General features: G+C 59.4%; 15 protein-coding genes. 6 read left to right on the top strand and 9 right to left on the bottom strand.

Going from position 1 to position 18,956, the window contains the following annotated elements; all coding sequences use genetic code 11:
- Nucleotides 1-414: 414 nt before the first annotated feature.
- The 9 genes from HZ99_RS04910 to tssB all read right to left on the bottom strand — a co-directional run bounded on the left by HZ99_RS04910 (nt 415) and on the right by tssB (nt 9,743).
- The gene (locus HZ99_RS04910; RefSeq protein ID WP_038441649.1) at nt 415-927 is read right to left on the bottom strand and encodes an Hcp family type VI secretion system effector; all 513 of its coding nucleotides are present in this window, start codon (nt 925-927) and stop codon (nt 415-417) included.
- Nucleotides 928-1,032: 105 nt separating this feature from the next.
- On the bottom strand, nt 1,033-1,830 hold the full coding sequence (gene icmH, locus HZ99_RS04905; RefSeq protein ID WP_404942428.1) for a type IVB secretion system protein IcmH/DotU: 798 nt from the start codon (nt 1,828-1,830) through the stop codon (nt 1,033-1,035).
- Complete coding sequence (tssK, locus tag HZ99_RS04900; RefSeq protein WP_038441648.1) at nt 1,823-3,169, bottom strand: type VI secretion system baseplate subunit TssK; 1,347 nt, start codon at nt 3,167-3,169, stop codon at nt 1,823-1,825. The genes icmH and tssK overlap by 8 nt, the downstream gene beginning before the upstream one ends.
- 37 nt (nt 3,170-3,206) lie before the next feature.
- Complete coding sequence (tssJ, locus tag HZ99_RS27365; protein ID WP_051903059.1) at nt 3,207-4,562, bottom strand: type VI secretion system lipoprotein TssJ; 1,356 nt, start codon at nt 4,560-4,562, stop codon at nt 3,207-3,209.
- Entirely contained in the window at nt 4,559-5,581 is a 1,023-nt protein-coding gene (tssG, locus tag HZ99_RS04890) for a type VI secretion system baseplate subunit TssG (protein ID WP_038441647.1), read from the bottom strand. The genes tssJ and tssG overlap by 4 nt, the downstream gene beginning before the upstream one ends.
- The gene (gene tssF, locus HZ99_RS04885) at nt 5,545-7,311 is read right to left on the bottom strand and encodes a type VI secretion system baseplate subunit TssF (protein WP_038441646.1); all 1,767 of its coding nucleotides are present in this window, start codon (nt 7,309-7,311) and stop codon (nt 5,545-5,547) included. The genes tssG and tssF overlap by 37 nt, the downstream gene beginning before the upstream one ends.
- A gap of 7 nt (nt 7,312-7,318) precedes the next feature.
- Nucleotides 7,319-7,729: a type VI secretion system baseplate subunit TssE gene (tssE, locus tag HZ99_RS04880; protein WP_038441645.1), complete on the bottom strand. Its 411-nt coding sequence runs from the start codon at nt 7,727-7,729 to the stop codon at nt 7,319-7,321.
- A complete protein-coding gene (gene tssC, locus HZ99_RS04875) occupies nt 7,730-9,202 on the bottom strand; it encodes a type VI secretion system contractile sheath large subunit (RefSeq protein WP_038441644.1) in 1,473 nt (490 codons plus the stop codon).
- A gap of 37 nt (nt 9,203-9,239) precedes the next feature.
- Nucleotides 9,240-9,743, bottom strand: coding sequence for a type VI secretion system contractile sheath small subunit (gene tssB / locus HZ99_RS04870; RefSeq protein WP_038441643.1), 504 nt, complete (start codon nt 9,741-9,743; stop codon nt 9,240-9,242).
- A 320-nt stretch (nt 9,744-10,063) separates the two neighbouring features.
- Here tssB and vasI point away from each other — a divergent pair, with 320 nt between their 5' ends.
- The 6 genes from vasI to HZ99_RS04840 are packed head-to-tail and all read left to right on the top strand — an operon-like array spanning nt 10,064 to nt 18,935.
- Nucleotides 10,064-10,735, top strand: a complete 672-nt coding sequence (vasI, locus tag HZ99_RS04865; RefSeq protein ID WP_235205565.1) for a type VI secretion system-associated protein VasI — start codon at nt 10,064-10,066, stop codon at nt 10,733-10,735.
- The gene (tssA, locus tag HZ99_RS04860; RefSeq protein WP_038441642.1) at nt 10,723-12,141 is read left to right on the top strand and encodes a type VI secretion system protein TssA; all 1,419 of its coding nucleotides are present in this window, start codon (nt 10,723-10,725) and stop codon (nt 12,139-12,141) included. Before vasI ends, tssA begins: the two co-directional genes overlap by 13 nt.
- 5 nt (nt 12,142-12,146) lie before the next feature.
- Nucleotides 12,147-14,666, top strand: a complete 2,520-nt coding sequence (locus HZ99_RS04855) for a type VI secretion system Vgr family protein (RefSeq protein WP_038441641.1) — start codon at nt 12,147-12,149, stop codon at nt 14,664-14,666.
- Nucleotides 14,666-16,462 carry an esterase/lipase family protein gene (locus HZ99_RS04850; RefSeq protein WP_038441640.1) on the top strand — a complete coding sequence of 599 codons (1,797 nt, stop codon included), beginning with the start codon at nt 14,666-14,668 and terminating at the stop codon, nt 16,460-16,462. The genes HZ99_RS04855 and HZ99_RS04850 overlap by 1 nt, the downstream gene beginning before the upstream one ends.
- On the top strand, nt 16,450-17,685 hold the full coding sequence (locus HZ99_RS04845; protein ID WP_080727663.1) for a T6SS immunity protein Tli4 family protein: 1,236 nt from the start codon (nt 16,450-16,452) through the stop codon (nt 17,683-17,685). The genes HZ99_RS04850 and HZ99_RS04845 overlap by 13 nt, the downstream gene beginning before the upstream one ends.
- Before the next feature lie 17 nt (nt 17,686-17,702).
- The gene (locus HZ99_RS04840; protein ID WP_038441639.1) at nt 17,703-18,935 is read left to right on the top strand and encodes a T6SS immunity protein Tli4 family protein; all 1,233 of its coding nucleotides are present in this window, start codon (nt 17,703-17,705) and stop codon (nt 18,933-18,935) included.
- Nucleotides 18,936-18,956: the final 21 nt, after the last annotated feature.

The raw sequence follows: 18,956 nt of genomic DNA, 5'->3' as shown, positions 1-18,956 counted from the left end.
GGTATCTGTCATGAGCCAACAACGTCTCCCGCTTTAGCTCAGCACTCTGATCGTCCTCCTGAACCCGCTGGGCCAGGGTGGAGCAATTGTGCCTGGCGTTGTTCGAGGAAAATGGTGCAGAGCTGCACACCGCGTGCTTTTACACCCTGGCACGTGGTCAACGCCACGGGCGGAGGGTCTCACCCAAGGCATAGTGTTGCTGGGAGCCTTGAGCAGCGAATGGCGCCATCTGTGGCCGGCAATGGAGCCGGTGCGCCTGGACCTGCTGGGAGGGTTATGTGGGTGATCACTGAGGTCGAATGCCAACTCTGGTTGTAGCCGCGCATCGTCGCCTGTGAGGTGAGCGAGTTTGGCGTCGTTGCGCAGCATTCCACCGCGGGGCAAATCCCAGCGGCGGAAGAGTGGGGCGCTTTGTTACGCCGGTTTGCGCCAGTCATCCGACGCTTCGGTGCCGGCCACCACATGGCTCCAGCTGACCTTGCGATAGGCCAGGCTGGTCTTGATCAACTGGGTGTAGTTGGCGTTATTGCTGTCCTGGGCGTGGGGCAGCACGGTGTGGATCTCGACGACGGTGGCGTCTTCCAATTTGGTGGTGAAGAAGTGTTCCTGCTTGCCGTCACCCGAGGTGCGGAACCACTTGACCTCGACGGTCGGCAGCATTTCGCCGGTGGCCAAAGCCTGGTAGAGCATGGGCGAGGCTTTGCTCAGGGCGCTGGTGAAGATCAGTGGCTTGTGCACGCGCTGGCCGGCAGGCTGGCCGCTTTGCGGGTCGGTGGGTGCAGCGATCTGGTGATCGATTTCCTGGGCGAGGATTTCGTCTTCGTGGCCTTCCACATAAACGTTGCCCACCGAGTCAGCGGTGAACGCGCCCTTGGTGATGTGGCCCTGGTTTTTGCCGTGGATACTGATGTACGCGGGTGTTGGCATGACAAGCTCCTTGTCGCGATCAATTGAACGACCCGTAAGGTCGCGGGTTATGGCCGATACGGCCATGGCTTTGCAGGCGCTCGGGATGAGCGCGCTGAAAATCGGTTACAGGTTGAGGATCCGTTCCAGGGAGGCGAGCACTTCCTGGGTGATGCTGTTCAGGCGCATGGAATAGATCGTGTAGGCGCAGGTCAGCACGACAGCGGCCAATGCCCACGGCGTCCACAACGGCCAGGCACGTTTGATCCGGTAGTTGCGCGGTGCGACGTTTTTTAGTGGATCAGTCAGGCGTTTGGGCGTTTCGCCACGCAGTGGGCGCAACAGTCCATGCAGCTGGTTGATGATCTTCTGTATTTCGTCATCACCTTTGGCATGGGCGCCATATTTGCCTTTGAGGCCCGAGACCAGGCACTGGTACATGAACTCCAGCACATGTTGGTACCGGGCCGCTTCGGGGGTCATGTTGCTCATGACGGTGAAGAATCGCTCACCGCCTCGGGTTTCCCCATGGAACTGGCTGAGCAATGAGCGTTCACTCCAACTGGAGAGCCTGCCCCAGGAGGTGGCCATGACCACCTCGTCCAGCAACAGGCACAGGCTGTAGGAGTAGGCCTTGAGCATGCCGGCGTCGTAGTCGAGCTGGCTGACTTCTTCCATGATCGTGGTGATCTGGTTGCTAACGCTTCGATACAGCGCGGGCACGTCGTCGTGCTGGTCCAGGCGGCGCAGGCGAATCACCAGGCCAATAAGGGGGGTGGCGGCATCGCACAGTGGGTTCCAGGCCAGGCCGCGCATGTCGAACTCCGGGTCAGCCAAGTGTGTTTGGCTGCTGACAGTGATCGTTTCTCCGTCAAAGTCGATGGCGCCGGAGATCTCCTCGTGGGCCCATGTGTCTTTAGTCATCTTTCTCACTCCTGATCGCCCAGAACTGCAATTCCAGCTGCGGGAACTCGCCGGCAATGTGGAAGCCGAACCCGCTGCCGCTGCTCAGGCTCTCCCAGGCAGGGTGATGGCGGTCGAGTTCGAAGTAGCTGAACCCGGCATGGAACGGCAGATGCCGTGGCGCCACCGGCAGCGGCAGCAGCGGGATGCCTGGCAGTTGCAGGCTGACCAGTTGTTCCAAACCTTCGGTGGAGCTGATCTTGATCTGCTTGGGCAGTTGCTGGCGCAGGGTCTCAGCGGGCAGTTCGGCCCGCACGGCGAGGATGAACTCGGCGTTGCCCAGCAGGCGTTTGTCATTCAAGGCAGCGGTGCGTACGCCGTATTGCTGCACGACGATCGGCAGTGACACCGCACGCGGTTGCAGCACGGTACCCAGGGCGCGGCGCAGGGTGTGTTCCAAGAGCTGGAAGGACTCGCGTAGGTTGTCGTGCTGGTAGGCCGGGTATTCCTGGGGCAGGTGGCCTTCATCGGTGAAGGTCACCAGTTCGCCGCAGGCCTGGGCCAGTGCGATGTACAGCCGTTCCGGGTGGACCTGACGTTGGCGAGCCAGGTGCTGGAACAACGGGAACAAGCGGTTGAGGGTTTGCAGCAGGTTGAAGTCAGTGACATCGGCCACACCCGACTGTCCTGGCGAACCAATACGCTGAGCCAGGTTCTGGGCCCGCGCGCGCATCAGCCCGGCCACTTCGCCCAGGTAGCGGTGCAGCACCGGCACGGCTTGCACGGACAGGCTGGTGGGGTAGAAGTGTTCGTCCATCACCAGGCTGCCATCCGGGCGCTTGTCTTTGATCCTGCCGATGGCGATGCCGGTAAAGGCGCTGCGGTCGCTGCGTTCAAGCATCAATTGCAGGTTGGGCACGGCCAGATCCATGCCCACCTGGTCGCCGTCATTGCTGTGGGTGTCGCGGATTTCTTCGCGGCGGGCGATGTATCGGCTGTTGCCGTATTGATCGGGCCAGCGCACTTCGAGGGCGCCGTTGGAGCGTAGCGGCAGGGCCAGGTAGACGATCTGGTTGACCGCGCTGCTGTCGGCGATCTCGAGCGGAGCCGGTGGCGCCAGGTCGCGGGGAATATCGAACACACTGCCATCGGGCATGATCCCGCACGCCTTAGTGATGGCGACCTTGCCAAAGCTCAAATATTCGCTGTTCAGCTCCAGCTCGCTGAAGCCGTAAAGGGCGTCGTTCAGGCTGTGCATACGCTGATGCTCGGCGGCTTCGGCGGCGCGGGCCTGTTGCTGGAAGTGCTGGGGTTTGACGAACAAACCTTCATGCCAGATGACGGGGTTGCGTGAACTCATCGGTAATTTCTCTGCGCAAAAGCGGCTGAAAAGGGTGTCATCGGGTTTCCCCTTTGAGGCTGACCTGGGCAGCATCCAACTGCACCAGCACGGCGTACTGGCGACCTTTTGGCTCGACCCGAAGGCGTTGTTTCCACTGGCCGACTTCGTCGTTGTGGTAGTTGGCAATCACGGCGATAAAGCGGGCGTCCTCATCCAGCTCGCGCAGGTCGATGAACTTGAATTGGCCTGGGTTGAGCAGGTAGTCGTCGGCGCGGATGTAGGTGCTGCCCAAGGTCTTTTCCAGGTCCTCGGCCAGGGCTTGAGGGCTAGCGTTGACCAGCAGCGAGTCGTCGGTCAGTTGCAGGACCTTGAAGGCAATCGGCGTGGCGATCTGCTGCAAGGCCGGGTTGCCCAGTGGCGTGGTGAGGCTGATCCCCTGGTCGTCGTAGTCGCCCAGCAGCACGCCTTCAACAGGCGACATGGCCATCATGGGCGCAGGCTCAAAACCCAGCAAAGATTGGGCCGGCACGGTTTCATGGAGGTGATTGAGCAGGGTTTGCACTTTGTCTGTCAGTGCCTGCGGGCTGGCGGCCTGAACGTTCAGGTTGTAGGGCAAGCGGCCCGGCTCTTCGTCGGCAGTGGGGGCGGTGCCGGTACTGATCAGGCGCTGATTGACATCGTCGCTGGCATGCAGGCTCAGGGAGTAACGGCTGGGTTGGTCGTTGGGGCCGCCGACCGGGATCGATGGAGTCCAGATCACCTGGCCGATTTTGCCGAGCATGGTGCAGCCGCCGAGGGTGAGGCAGGCCAGTAATAAAGTACCCAGCCGCAAATTCCTGAGCAGGCTCACGGTCCTCTTGGGTGCAGTCATACCAATCTCAGCCAGCGAATTGGGTGGCGTTGCCGCTTTCATCGCACGTATCGGGTCGCCTTGCTCCGTCAAGTCCACCGGTTGGCAAAGGCGTTCGAATTCCGGGCAGGCAGCCGTTTGCGGATTGGACAGGGACAGATTCGGCAGATCCTCAAGGTACCAGGCTTGCGCACCCTCCGAATGGCCGCTGAACAGCTCATCAATCGACCACTGGCCTGAGGCGTGTTCACCAAACTGCGCGACAACCTGATACATCCCAATCTGCAACAGGTCGCCCTCGTTGAGGCTTATGGCAACATGGCGGCCCAACGGCAAATCGTGACCGTTCACGTAGGTCCTGCCGCTGCGGTCTATCACGCAGAAGCGTCCTTCAATAACCCTGATTTCGCAATGGTGGGGTTGTACGCTGTTTTGACGATCCACCAGGTGCCAGTCCGCCGCGGCACTGCCAATACAGCCGCCTTGTGCACCGAACCGATGACTGGGCAGATACCCATGCAGCAACTGCGCAGGGTTGTTGATAACCAAGGTCAGCTTCATGCACGCCCCCGAATCCGCACCACGGCGGGATGACGTTGTTCCTGGTCTTCGATAAAACTGGTCCAGCCCAGATGGGTACCGCTGTCGCGCAGCAGGTTGAAGGGGGGTACATCCTGTTCGCGCAGCCCCAGCTCCAAGTCGTAGGCAGTGACGTCGCGCAGCAGGAAATCCATCAATTGGCGCAGCAACCCGAACTGCTCACCGCTGGGCAGGAACTGGCGAAAGCGTGCCTGGGTCAGATTGGGAATCACCAGGGTGAACTGGCTGGCGCGGGTCTTGCTGCGCTCGCCCACCACAAAGTCGTTGCCCAAGGTGCCGTTGGCCTTGCCTAGCGACAGGCGTTGGCGCTGCGGCAACCTCACCGAGCGTGCTTCAAATTCGCGGATATGCACGCCGTGCAGATCGAAGCAATGTTCGACGATACCGGACACTACCGAGGGCGAGCGGCTACGGCTGGCGATCAACCCGGCAAAGCTCAACAGTCGCCCCCATGGCAGGGGGGTGGCGCCACGCAGGTCGTTGTCGTTCAACCCGATCATGGAAAACACATAGCGTGAAAACCGGTCGCTGGCCTCGGCCTGGAAGCGAATGTAATAGCGGTATTTGCGCCAGCTGTGATGCAGCAAGGTCAGCAGGCGATGGTTGAAAAAATCCATGAACGCTGGACGAATTCCGCGCTCTTGGGCCTGTTCGTAAGCCAGGCGATCCAGGTAATAGCCGGGCAGCGGCGAGTCGGTGCCGTGCAGGCCAAAGAAACTGGTCTGCAAGCGATAGCGTACGTTTTCGCGATCCTCCTCCAGGCGCGCAGCCTCAACTACGTCGGAGGCCGGAAAGCCCAATCCTGCATGGCTTTGCAGGCGTACGCGTCGCCGCGCCGCAGCACTCAAGGGGCGCGCTTCCAGATCATCGCCATGCAAGGCGTGCAGGTGCTCCAGCAGGCGGTGAAACGAATAGTTTCGCGCGTCGGCCAGCAGCACGTCGGCTAGATCACGGGTTGTCTGCCGGTCAACAGTGGCCATTCGTAGCACTCGTTGTTAGTGGTATTGATCACTTCCAGGCGGTGGAAGGAATTGATGCTCGCGTACAGGGCGAAGAAGTGCGAAAGCACACTGGCGAACAGGTACAGTTCGCCCTCGCAGAGGAAGGCGTTCTGGTCCAGTTGCAGGCGGGTGTGCAGGCCACGCACCGGCAGGCCTTTCATCAGCCAATCGATGGGGGTGGTTACGGCGCTGTAAATGCCATTCAGGCGTTTGCGGGTGGCGCGGGCCTGTTGCAGGTCGTGCAAGGCAGCGAAGTCGTAGGCACGGATCACTGCCTTGAGCGGCTCCGCTGACAACAGCGACAGGTAGTTCAGTGACAGGTTGGAAATCAGCGTCCAGTGCAGGCTGCTGTCCAGCACCGGCCGGTAGCTGCGGGTCGGTGCAGTCAGGTTGATGTAGGTGGCGAACGACGGCGTGACTTCGGTGGACAGTGACACATCGCCTACGCCCAGCAACTGTGGCAGGTCGCGATTGCTGCACGTCAACTCGATGGATGCCGCCTCACGCTCGCCGATGTACAGGCTTTCATCGCCACGCACGAAGGCGATGCGATGACGCAAGCCTTCACGCCCATGGGATTGCTCGATATGCGTACGGAAATACAATGCCGTGCGGCCCCATGCGTGCTCGATCTCATGCTGGAAGGATTCGAACGGGGTAAAGCGCCGCAACGGATCACCCTTGCGTTCCTTGTCGGCGGCGTCCCAGCCGGCCACCTGATCGACACTGAAAATCTCGTAGGCTTCGGGGTGGTTGCCGCTGGGGCTGATGCGTCGCTCCTGGCTGCGACCATCCAACGCAATTGGGTTGGCATCGTGGCGGAACAGGTTGACCGCTGGCGCGCAGTACAGATGCAGATCGCTGGTGCGCAGACGAATGTCTGGTGGCATGGGCCGGTTGAAATGAAACTCGAAACGCAGAGTGGTGGCGCTGACGTCCGGCCAGACGTGAGCCAGGTGAGTCAGGCTGAAAAAGTGGAACCGCTGCGGGAACACAAAGTACTCCTGCAAGATCCGGTAGCCATCGAACACATTGCGCGGGTAGGGCAGCAGTGCCTCTTCAGCGGTAAAGCCAGGAAAGCCGATGTCTTTGGTCGACAGTCGATACACCTGGGCATTGATGTGTAGCGTGACACTGTCCAGGTAATGGGCGATCCACAAGTACAAGGTCAGCGCGGTGGCGTTATCGCCGGCCAGATGAAAGCCCAGCTTGTCGCAGGCCATGCTGGTCAGTGGCTGATCCGTCAGCACCTTGAGGTCGATGCGCATCACCGAGGCTTCACGGCTGTGAGCGTCACTGACTTGCTGCAAGGCCAACGGGTACAGATGGACGTCGGTACAGGTGCGAAACTGGCAGGAAATACCATTCACCGGCTTGGCAAACAACGGCGTACCCTTGGGAATCACCTGGTGTTGGCTGATCGCATTGGGCAGCGGGGTAAAGCGGATGATGGTCGCACTGGGCAGGGGGCGCAGGTAGTTGGGCCAAAGCATCTGCAACAGCGGGTGGGTCAGCTCCGGCAAGTCGTCGTCGATCTTCAGACCCAGCTTGGCGGTGAGGAAGGCAAAGCCCTCAAGCAGCCGTTCCACGTCCGGGTCGCCGGTCTGATCGCCGAGAAACTGCGCCAGTTGCGGATTGTCCTCGGCGAATTCGCGGCCGAGTTCGCGCAGGTAGCGCAACTCCTCGGCAAAGCGTTGTTTCAAGTCCATCGCATCCTCATTTCACGCGGGTGTAACCGTCACGGCCATGCATGGCCACTTCGATCTGCACCTGTTCTTCCTTGTGATTGACCCGCACCTGGCAATCCAGGCGAAAGTTCAGCTCCAGCGGCAAGTCCGGGTCGGGCTGATAGCGCACGACCATGACCTCGATCCGTGGCTCAAACGCCTCCACCGAGCGACGGATATCGGCACTGATGGCAACCACCAAATCACTGCTGGCCTGGGTGACCCCGTTGAAGTCGCGCAGGCCCAGTTCAGGGCTGCTTTGCGAGCAGCCCTGGCGTGAGTTGAGTACCTGTTCCAAATGACGTTTGATCGCCTCGACGCGCTGGTGTGCTTGCTCCTCCTCGCTGCCTGGGCGGTAACGCGGTGCCCCCGCTTCCAGGCGTTCGAACAGGCTGCCCACCTATTGGGTATCCAGCCGGCCCACCAGGGAGATCTCGAAGTTGGCGCCCATGTACTTGAAGTGAGGCCGCACCGACAGCGACACCTGGTACCAGCCTGGGTTGCCTGCCACATCCTGGACTTCGATCTGCGCGGCACGCAGTGGGCGCCGGCTGCGTACGTCGGTCGACGGGTTTTCCTGGTCGGCGATGTACTGCTTGAGCCACGTGTTCAGCTCACGCTCCAGGTCCTGGCGTTCCTTCCAACTGCCGATTTGCTCGCGTTGCAGCACTTTGATGTAGTGAGCCAGGCGATTGACGATGAACAGGTACGGCAATTGGGTGCCGAGCTTGTAGTTGGTCTGGGCTTCCTGGCCTTCGCGGGTCTTGGGGAAGTTCTTGGGTTTCTGTACCGAGTTGGCCGAGAAGAACGCTGCGTTGTCGCTGTCCTTGCGCATGGTCAGTGGGATGAACCCGGCTTCGGCCAACTCGAATTCCTTGCGGTCGGAGATCAGCACTTCGGTGGGGATCTTGGCCTGCAACTGACCGAAGGATTCGTACAGGTGCACCGGCAAGTCATCCACGGCCCCACCGGACTGCGGGCCGATGATATTCGGGCACCAGCGGTAACGGGCGAAGCTATCGGTAATGCGCGAGGCCATCAGGAACGCAGTATTGCCCCACAAATAATTGTCGTGGTTACCGTCGACAGTTTCGTCATAGCCGAAGCTGCGGGTCGAGTTGTCTTCGGTGTTGTACGGCGTGCGCAACAGGAAGCGCGGCAGCGTCAGGGCCAGGTGGCGGGCATCTTCGGACTCGCGCAGGCCGCGCCACTTGGTGTGGCGTGGGCCGTCGAAAATATCGCTGATTTCCTTGAGATCCGGCAGCCCCTGGAAACCTTCCAGGTTGAACAACTCAGGCCCTGCTGCAGAAACAAACGGTGCATGGGCCATGGCGCCGATGGAGGCGACGTAGCTGAGCAACTTGATATCCGGCGAGCTGGGGCCAAAGGTGTAGTTACCGACGATCGCACCCACCGGCTCGCCACCGAACTGGCCGTAGCCTGCGGTGTAGACGTGCTTGTACAAGCCGCTGCGGGTAATGTCGCCGGCGTTGTCGAAGTCATCCAGCAGTTCTTCCTTGGTGACATGCAAGATTTCCAGCTTGATGTTCTCGCGAAAATCCGTGCGATCCACCAGCAGCTTCAGCCCACGCCACGCCGACTCTAATTGCTGGAACTGCGGCTGATGCAGGATTACGTCCACCTGCTTGCTCAAGGCGTGGTCGATTTCGGCAATCATCTGGTCGACCCGGTGCTTGTTGACCGGCTGTTGGTGGTCGCCGCTTTGCAGGATTTCGCTGATGAACGCGGCTACACCTTGGCGAGCAATGGCATAGCCTTCCTGAGAGGGACGGATGGTGGTGTTGGCCAGCAGTTGATCCAGCAACGACGGTTGTTCGTCAGTCACCAGCACTTGAGTGGCGGCGCTTTCCATAGGCATGGGGGAGTACTCCGTTGAGAAGGGTGTTCAATCAGTTGCCCGGTGCGTCGAGCACTAGGTTGAGTTCGCTGGCCAAGCGTTGGCGGGCGGTTTCATCGGTCAACAGGTTTTGCAGGTGTTTACGAAAGGCTGGAACATTGCCCATCGGGCCTTTTAGCGCGACCAAGGCTTCGCGCAATCCCAGCAGTTTGTTCAATTCCGGCACTTGGCGGGCGACGGCGTCGGGGGCGAAGTCATTGATGCTTTTGAATTGAAGTTGCACATTCAAGTCGGTGTCGTGGCCAATGTTTAAAGTGGACGGAACTTCCATGTCTAGAGCAACTTCGGCTTTGGTCAGTACTTCGTTGAAGGTGTCTTTATCTATCCGAATGGATAGTCTTTCTTCAAGCGCAGTAAGTTCACCGTGACCTTTGAAGTCTCCGGTGACCAATAGCTTTAGGGGCAGTTCTACTTCGGCCTGCTGGTCACCCGTCGCAGGAATGTACTTGATGTTGATGCGTTCTTTAGGTGCAACTGAACTTTGATTTTTTGACATGGGAAAAGTCCTTTTAAGAAGTGGCGCTATTAAAAGTCTATGTTTCAGAGCTTGTCATGTCGGACGGGGCTGATTCGTTTTGTGGTCTATGGATGTAGGAAATGTTCATATTTGATGTGTTTAATTTTTGGTGGGAAATTTCATTCGTTATTTGTTCATAAGTCTGAGGGGGAGTTCTGATATTTGAGTGTTTGGCTTGAAATGTGTTTCGGAGGGCTTGTGCGTTAGTTATTCGTAGAGTCACGCTAAGTTGCTTCGTATGTTGGGTTGCACCTTAGTTGAATATCAGAAATTGTCTTGTACAAGTGTGGGAGGCGTTGATGCGCAATGGATGGCAACGTTGGCGTTGGATTGGCGGCGTATGTACGGCCTTGGGTGCGTTGCACGTGCAGGCAGTGCCCGCGACGCAAGATTGCCCGGCAATCGTGTCGCCGTTGAAGCGTCTGGAGTGCTTCGACCTGGCTGCCGGCACACCCATCCATCAGCCGCCTGCGCCGCCTCGCGTGCTTGGCCGGGTGCTGCCGATTATTGATCTGGTGCAGCGCAATGAAGCCAAGCGCTCGCCTGAGGACCAGCGCTTTGTGTTGTCGTCTTTTCCTGAACCGGACAACGACCAACAGCAGCGGCTGGTCATCTCGGCCCCGGCCTTGGGTGCGCTGCCGCCTCGGCCCTACCTGGCGATCAGTTGCGAATCAAAAATATCCCGCCTGCAACTGGTGTTGGACGAGCCAGCCAAGCCCAACAAAATTCGCATCCAGCTATTTAAGGATGAGCGCCCGGTCTCTGTGCCTTACCCGTGGCAGGTATTGGACGACGCCGGCTTGGTGGTCGATGCGGGGCGCGGGCTGCAGGCCATTTCGTTGTTGCGCAACATGGGGGGCGGTCAGCGCCTGCGGCTAGAGAGCGACTATCCCCGCTTGCACGGGTTGGTATTCGACGCCGAAGGCTTGGGTGCGTTGATCGAGCAGGAGCGCCAAGTATGTCGCTGGTGATTGATGTGCCGGCGGACACGCTTCAACGGCTGCTGACGCCTATCGACCCCAACCAACCGGCTGGTCATTTCGATGTGGAAGACGAAACCTACCAAGCCATCGACCAGGAAATGGTCAAGCTCGGTGGCCTGCGTGAGAGCGACATTGACTGGCCTTACATTGATGAAGCCTCCCGCGACTACCTGGCCACCCAGTGCAAACACTGGCGCATCCTTGGGCATTTGCTGGTGGTGTGGCTGCGTACCCGCCGGTGGGTACGTTGGGCCGATGCCCTTGGCTTGATGGCTGGCATGGTTGAACACTACTGGGACAGCGCCTATCCCAAGCCGGGACCGACCGGCTACTTGAACAAGCGCAAACAGGTGCAGCGCCTGTTGGGTGAGCTTGGGCAAGTGCTGCCGAGCCTGGATCGCAGCAGTTTCGCCCCGGCGTATCAAGCAGCGGCGGAACAGGCACTGGCCAAGCTGCAACGTTGTGCCGAAAGCGCCAAGCTAGACCCGGCGCCCCTGGATGCGCTGCAACGGCAGCTGAGCAAGTACAGCGAGCCGGTCGTTGCGATTGAAACCACCCGTGCGAGCGATTCCGGCGGTGTCCTGGACTCAACGTTTTTTGCCCGCCCCAAGCCTCAGGCCCCGGGCAATGAGCGTGAACAGCGCCGAGCCGTGTTGAGCATGGCCGAGCAGATCAATCAGCTGGACCCCTATGATCCGACCGGCTACCAGTTGCGGCGTTTTGGCCTGTGGTCGCATCTGCGCACCGCGCCTTCGATCACCCGCGACCGTCGCACTGAATTGACTGCCGTACCCAAGGACATCGTTGAGGTCTATCAAGATGCCCTGAACCACAACACGCTGGATCCGAACCTGCTGTTGCGCATCGAAAAAAGCGTTACCGCTTCGCCGTATTGGTTGCGCGGCAGTTATCTGGCCGCCCACATTGCCTCGCGCCTGGCGATGGAGGAGGTGGCCGCCGCCATCCGCCAGACCTGCGAACGCTTCGTTTGCCGCCTGCCGGCCCTGCTGGAGTTGTGTTTCAGCGACGGCACTGCGTTTGTGGATGCGCAAACCCAGGCATGGATCACCGGCGCTGATCAAGCCGAAACGCCAGGCCGCCCGGTGCAGGAATACGCCGGCCTGCGCGACGAACTGGCCACCCAACTCGCCACCGAAGGCGTCGAAGTGGTGCTACTGCGCCTGCAGGAGCTGCACGCCACCCATGACGCCCCGCGCCAGCGCAGCTATGCCACGGTGATTGCTGCGGATTTGCTGGCGTCCCGTGGGCTGCAATGGCTGGCGGACGATCTGCACGCCAACGTTGCGCGGTTGATGCGCGACACCTCGGCGCAAGAGTGGGAGCCGGAGTTGTACCAGAAGGTGGCGAGAGTTGTCAGTGAACGGAAGGAGTAGCCACGATGCCTCGTCAAAGTAACTTGCGCTTCACCTTCGAGCCATTGAAAGGCGAGCCTTTCGAGGTGGTCTCGTTCACGCTTGTCGAAGGGTTGTCTGAGCCCTTCAAGCTCGAACTCGAACTGGCCAGCCACAATGGGGCTATCGACTTCAATCGAGTGCTCGATCTGGCGGGATTGTTCACCATTTGGCGCGGTGAAACTGCGGTGCGTTACGTTCATGGCCTGGTTAGTTTGTTCAGGCAAGGCGACACCGGTTTCCGCCGCACCCGCTACAGCGCCGTGCTCGAACCTACCTTGGCGCGCTGCGAACTGCGCTCAAACTGGCGCATCTTCCAGGGACAAAGTGCGCCCGACATCATCCTTGAAGTGCTCAAAGACCAGCACCTGACTGATATCAAAACCGAGCTCTGCTTCGACCACCAACCCCGCGAATACTGCGTACAGGCGGGCGAAACCGACCTCGACTTCATCGCCCGCCTCGGTGCCGAAGAAGGCCTGCTCTACACCTTCGAGCACCGCGCCGACGGCCACACCCTGGTCCTCACCGACCGCGTCGGTGGCCTGGGCACTATCGGCACCCACAAAGACTGCCCAGTGATCTACCAGCCCATGGCCGGCGGCGACTCCCCGGAGCCGGCGTTGAACCGCTTCCACTACACCGAACAAGTGCGCACCGCTGTGCAGGTGCAGCGCGACTACACCTTTACCCACCCGCGCTACAACCAACAACACACCGCCACCGGCGACCAGGATTTGAACAACCAGCACAAGGATTACGAACGCTACGACTATCCCGGCCGCTACAAGCGCGACATCGCCGGCAAACCCTTCACCCAAACCCGCCTGGCCGCGTTGCGCAACGACGCCAAGCTGGCCCATCTGGAAGGCGACGATGCACGCCTGCAACCGGGGTTGGCGTTCGATCTCAACGAGCATCCACGCGAAGACTTCAATGATCGCTGGCGCACCATCGCCATCAGGCACGAGGGCAAGCAGCACACCAGCTTGCAGGAAGAGTCGTTCGGCAGCGGCCACGGCACGTCTTATGAAATGAAAGCCAGCGCCATCCGCTGGGCCTCGGACTGGAAAGCGGCTTTGCGTGCCAAGCCGCGTATCGACGGCCCTCAGGTTGCCACGGTGGTCGGCCCACCGGGCGAAGAGATCTATTGCGATGAATGGGGCCGGGTCAAGGTGCAGTTTCCATGGGATCGCTCAGACAAAAGCAACGACCACAGTTCGTGCTGGATCCGCGTCACCCAGGGCTGGGCCGGAGCAACCTGGGGCTCCATGGCCATCCCGCGTGTGGGCCAGGAGCTAGTGATCAGCTATTTAGACGGTGATCCAGACCAGCCGATCGCCATCGGGCGAGCGTACCGGCAAACCAATTTGCCGCCCTATGAGCTACCCAAGCTGAAAACTATAGCAACCACCAAAAGCCGCGAGTTCGGAGGAACTCGGGCCAACGAGTTGCGTATCGACGACACCACCGCGCAGATCAGCGCGGCCTTAATGAGTGATCACGAGCATAGCGCGCTGCACCTCGGCTATCTCACCCACCCACGCCACTATGGTGGCGGCAAGCCCAGGGGGGAAGGGTTTGAGTTGCGTACGGATGGTCATGGCGCGTTGCGCGCAGCAAAAGGTTTATTGCTGAGCGCTGAAGCTCAACTCAAGGCCGGTGCGGGACAACTGGAGCGCCAGCAGGTGATCGATGTGTTGCAAGCCGCCCTGGCGTTGGCCCGGCAACTGGGAGCCTCTGCCGAAAATGCCCAGGGAGTTGCCCAGGATTCACTACCGCAACAGGCCCTGACTCAGGCCGTGGAGGCACTGGGCCACGGTGCTAATGATCAACCCAATGGTACCGATCATGGCGCGCATCCCATCATCGCGCTAAGCGGGCCAGACGGCATCGCTGCCGCGACCTCCCGCAGCATCGCCATGGGCGCAGGCGAACATATTGACAGCGTGGCACACCACAACCAGCAACTCACCGCCGGCAAAAAAGTGGTGATCAATGCGGGCGACGAAATCGGCCTGTTCGCCCAGGGCGGTGACATGCGCCATATCGCCCATAACGGCCAACTGCTGTTGCAGGCCCAGCACAACAGCATCCAGGTGCAGGCGGACCAAAGCGTGGAGATCAGCGCCAGCCAGCAACATGTGCTGGTGGCGGCGGACAAGCACATCACCCTGTTATGCGCTGGGGCGTACATCAAGATGCAGGGCGGCAATATCGAACTGGGCATGCCGGGTGACTTTACGGTGAAAGCCGCGAACAAATACTTCGTTGATCCAAGCCATGCCTCAGCGCAGCTCAATAGCTGGCCCAGTACCTCGTTCAACGAACGTTTTCAGACCTTTTTCAACGATGGAAAACCCATCCGCAACCGTGCCTACGCCCTGGTGCGCAAAGACGGCGCACGTTTCGAAGGCCGTACCGATGGTGATGGCTTCATCACCCTGCAACAGGGCATGACGCTGGAGGGGCTTGCATTGGAATGGCTCGAGCAAGGAGACCTGTGATGACTGATAACCCATCGGCACCGCGCATCGCCCCGATGACCTATAACGCCCGGGGCAACCCTGTGCATACCTGGACCCTGACGCCTAGCCATATCACCGACCCGGTGCACTGCATATTGCCGCCGGACGGGATATTGCCGGTGATTTTTGTGCCGGGGATTATGGGGTCGAATTTGAAGAGTAAGCCGGATAAACGCAATAAAAAGGAAAAGGCCGTCCCTGTCTGGCGCCTGGACGCAGGGTTCATGGGCAAGAACATGTGGCTTGCCTTGAATTGGATCAACAAAAAGGCCGGTATCCGACAAAAGCTGTTGCACCCGGACAGGGTGGAAGTCGACAACCAAGGCGCGGTGCCCAAGCGTGCTGCCGGTACGGTATTGGCGCAGCCAGGGCTGGACAGGAAAAAGACCATCTTCGCCCTGAGCAAACGCTATCAAGAGCGCGGCTGGGGCGAGGTCAGCGAAACCAGCTATCACGCGTTCCTGCTCTGGTTGGAAGACACGCTCAATAGCGAGTTCCTGCCCCATCGATGGCCACAATTCGACATCCGGCCAGAGCACCTGCATAGCGTCGCCGTCGAGCCAGGGCCGACGCACATCACCCGGTTAAAACCTGAAATACCCATCGCCATGCCAGGCTTGGGCGCCACCTTGGCCAGCCAGTTGCCGTCGATTGTTTCGGATGAGTTGGTGGCGCGAGGCGGCTTTCGAATGCCGGTGCATGCGTGTGGGTATAACTGGTTGGACTCCAACAAAGTAGCCGCACAGCGTCTGGCCGAGCGCATCGACGAGCTGATGCTCCAATACGGCCGCAACTGTCAGCAGGTGATACTCGTCACCCATTCCATGGGCGGGCTGGTGGCGCGTCGATGTGCGCAGTTGCCAGGTATGGCCGCCAAAATTGCCGGTGTCGTGCATGGGGTAATGCCTGCCACTGGGGCGCCGGTGGCTTATCGCCGTTGCAAGGTCGGCATGAGTGATGAAGATTGCATTGCGGGTGCAGTGATTGGCCCGACCGGCCAGGAAGTCACTGCCGTTTTTGCGCAGGCGCCTGGTGCCTTGCAGTTGCTGCCCACACAAGATTATGCCCCTGGCTGGCTGAGACTGATCGACAACCATGGTGTTTCGGCGATGCCGCGCCAGCCCGTAAAAGACCCTTACGAAGAGATCTATCTACGCCGTGATCGTTGGTGGGGATTGCTGCGTGAAGAGTGGTTGGCGCCGAAGGACGGGGATCCCATTACGTGGGAGACATTTGCGATCAACATAAAAAAAGCAAAAGCCTTTCATCAACGTATCAGTGGCTCCTACCATCCCCAAACCTACGTCTACTACGGCAACGAAGACAAGCACCCCAGCTTCGAATCCGTCACCTGGCAAATGCAGCACGGGTCTCGCCTCAATGGTCCCCACGGCTCACGCCCCGATAGCTTCACAGTGTCCAATCTCGAGATGCATCAGGTCAGGGATGATGGCCGCAGCCCTGTGTATGTCGGAGGGCAAGAACAAGCTATTCCCCCCATGCGGGGCGACCCCGACGCGCCCGTCAAAACCGTACAGACCAGTTACTGGGAATTGCATTGCCAAATGCAGGACGGTTCCGGCGACGGCACCGTCCCGGTGAGTTCGGGCAGCGCGCCGATAAAGCATGCGCGCAATGGGGAGGTTCGCCAGCAAATCAAGGCTCCCGGTTTCGATCATGAAGCCTCTTACGCCAACCCGTTGGCGCAGCAGTTCACCCTCTATTCCCTTATCAAAATTGCGGCGAAAGCCAGGAGGCCCCTATGCGTCAGCTGACAGTTTTTTTCGCATGCCTGGTGCTGGGTTCTTTCACCGGATGCGCCGCTTTCAAACAGCCCAGCGAACAGGAGAAAAAAAACGTGAGTGAACTGACTACCCATATGCGCACCTGGGCGCTGGGCCGTGGCCTGATCGACCTTCCTGCCAACTGGCGTGGCGGCGGTGATGTGAAGCTCTATTACGGTTTGGGCGCCGATCATTCGTCTGTTGCAGTGCGTGTTTTGGGGGAAGGCGTGACGCAAGAGCGGTTTGATGCTGCGTTGAATGAGCGGGCGCATCGAATTGCAGCGGTCAAGAACGATGAAATGGACAATGTCCCGATGTTGGTGTCAGTAAAAAAGGTAGATGCGCAACATAAATTACTACAGTACTACGAGAGCACTGAGATTCCGGACTGGTTCATTCACGAGTCTCATCTGCTGATCGATGATGTCTACGTCATGCTCCGCGCCGACTCCTTCAATGGCAACATCGCCCCAGTTGAGGCGCGCCTTTTAAAACTCTCCACAGAAATCTTCAAGGTGACCGCCCCGCAGAACGCCGGTGCAGGTTTCGCCTTGGGGCCCATCGTCATCAGGAGTCATCACGATCAGGAGATCGCTAGCTTCTACTTTCGTCCCCCAGCTTCGGATGTGGCGCTGAACGTCTACATCAACGCCTTATCCCTGGATGAAAAAGAGCGCTTGCATGTCCGAACTCAAAAGGACACGCAAATATTTCTCGCTGGCGACTATGAAAATCTGCGGGCTGGGCCAATCACTCTGGCCGACATGCAAGCCGAAGAGTCCCTGATCGGTTTCAGTGACGACACTCACCGTCAAATACTCTTTGTGAGCGAGAACTATCGCGACAATCCTTCGCTGAATCGCCCAGCCATGAGTATCCGTCTTTCGGCAGGGGGGATGAAGGCAGGTCCAATTGACCCCGATGAACCAGAAGACCTGGTGCGCTGGACCCTACCCAGCTTCGCAAGCAGAAGCTACGAACGACCGCTCTGGCAACTTCCTGAGCCGACAGAACCCGTCAACCCCTCTCTAACCGACTACGAAGCCATGGCCGTGTGGGACGCGATCCTCAAGTCCGTACGCATCCGCTACGGCGCGGTGGCACCCAAAGCGGATCCCTGGTTCAACCCCCGCGGGCCTACTCCCGAAGAGGCTGCCGAAAGCAAACGCATCCTTGATGAATTCATCGCCAGCTTTGCGGAGCGCAAGCCATGACCCTAGGAGGCGACGTAATGAGCGTGCGTCAGCTTTTTGCCTGCCTGGCGGTGGTGGCCCTCACCGGATGTGCCGCCTTCAACCAGCCCAGCGAACTGGAGAAAAAAAACGTGAGTGAACTGACTACCCATATGCGCACCTGGGCGCTGGGACGAGGCCTGATCGATCTACCCGCCAATTGGAGTGGTGGAGGTGATGTGAAGCTCTATTACGGTTTGGGCGCCGATCATTCGTCTGTTGCTGTGCGTGTTTTGGGGGAAGGCGTGACACAGGAGCGGTTTGATGCTGCGTTGAATGAACGGGCGCATCGAATTGCGGCGGTCAAGAACGATGAAATGAATGATATACCCATGCTGGTTTCGGCTAGGAGGGAGACACCTCAGAGTGTCATGTTGCAATACTACATGCGCATGACTCAGCGCCAAACCTTCGTCCACGAACTCCATCTGCTGGTCGAAGACGTCTACGTCATGCTCCGCGCCGACTCCTTCAAGGGCAACATCGCCCCAGTTGAGGCGCGCCTTTTAGAACTCTCCACAGAAATCTTCAAGGTGACCGCCCCGCAGAACGCCGGTGCAGGTTTCGCCTTGGGGCCCATCGTCATCAGGAGTCATCACGATCAGGAGATCGCTAGCTTCTACTTTCGTCCCCCAGCTTCGGATGTGGCGCTGAACGTCTACATCAACGCCTTATCCCCGGATGAAAAAGAGCGCTTGCATGTCCGAACTCAAAAGGACACGCAAATATTTCTCGCTGGCGACTATGAAAATCTGCGGGCTGGGCCAATCACCCTGGCCGACATGCAAGCCGAAGAGTCCCTGATCGGTTTCAGTGATGACACTCACCGTCAAATACTCTTTGTGAGCGAGAACTATCGCGACAATCCTTCGTTGAATCGCCCAGCCATGGGGTTTCGGTTGTCGGCAGGCGGAAAAAAACGCTCCGCCATTGACCCGAGTAAACCCAAAGACCTGGTGCGCTGGACCCTACCCAGCTTCGCAAGCAGAGGCTACGAACGACCGCTCTGGCAACTTCCTGAGCCGACAGAGCCCGTCAACCCCTCTCTAACCGACTACGAAGCCATGGCCGTGTGGGATGCGATCCTCAAGTCCGTGCGCATCCGCTACGGTGCGGTCGCACCCAAACCGGATCCCTGGTTCAACCCCCGCGGGCCTACTCCCGAAGAGGCTGCCGAAAGCAAACGCATCCTTGATGAATTCATCGCCAGTTTTGAGGCGCGCAAGCCATGACGGTAGTAGGGGCATCAGTGA

This window comes from Pseudomonas fluorescens (assembly GCF_000730425.1).
Classification (GTDB): domain Bacteria; phylum Pseudomonadota; class Gammaproteobacteria; order Pseudomonadales; family Pseudomonadaceae; genus Aquipseudomonas; species Aquipseudomonas fluorescens_X.
The sequence above is the reverse complement of the archived record's forward strand: the minus strand, read 5'-3'. Positions and strand labels throughout refer to the sequence as shown.

Coding starts and splice junctions, on each gene's coding strand:
- tssB (WP_038441643.1), bottom strand. CDS start 9,743: ATGTCAAAAAATCAAAGTTCAGTTGCACCTAAAGAACGCATCAACATC.
- tssA (WP_038441642.1), top strand. CDS start 10,723: ATGTCGCTGGTGATTGATGTGCCGGCGGACACGCTTCAACGGCTGCTG.
- tssJ (WP_051903059.1), bottom strand. CDS start 4,562: ATGAAGCTGACCTTGGTTATCAACAACCCTGCGCAGTTGCTGCATGGG.
- HZ99_RS04910 (WP_038441649.1), bottom strand. CDS start 927: ATGCCAACACCCGCGTACATCAGTATCCACGGCAAAAACCAGGGCCAC.
- tssF (WP_038441646.1), bottom strand. CDS start 7,311: ATGGACTTGAAACAACGCTTTGCCGAGGAGTTGCGCTACCTGCGCGAA.
- icmH (WP_404942428.1), bottom strand. CDS start 1,830: ATGACTAAAGACACATGGGCCCACGAGGAGATCTCCGGCGCCATCGAC.
- tssC (WP_038441644.1), bottom strand. CDS start 9,202: ATGGAAAGCGCCGCCACTCAAGTGCTGGTGACTGACGAACAACCGTCG.
- HZ99_RS04845 (WP_080727663.1), top strand. CDS start 16,450: ATGCGTCAGCTGACAGTTTTTTTCGCATGCCTGGTGCTGGGTTCTTTC.
- HZ99_RS04855 (WP_038441641.1), top strand. CDS start 12,147: ATGCCTCGTCAAAGTAACTTGCGCTTCACCTTCGAGCCATTGAAAGGC.
- tssG (WP_038441647.1), bottom strand. CDS start 5,581: ATGGCCACTGTTGACCGGCAGACAACCCGTGATCTAGCCGACGTGCTG.
- HZ99_RS04840 (WP_038441639.1), top strand. CDS start 17,703: ATGAGCGTGCGTCAGCTTTTTGCCTGCCTGGCGGTGGTGGCCCTCACC.
- HZ99_RS04850 (WP_038441640.1), top strand. CDS start 14,666: ATGACTGATAACCCATCGGCACCGCGCATCGCCCCGATGACCTATAAC.
- tssK (WP_038441648.1), bottom strand. CDS start 3,169: ATGAGTTCACGCAACCCCGTCATCTGGCATGAAGGTTTGTTCGTCAAA.
- vasI (WP_235205565.1), top strand. CDS start 10,064: ATGCGCAATGGATGGCAACGTTGGCGTTGGATTGGCGGCGTATGTACG.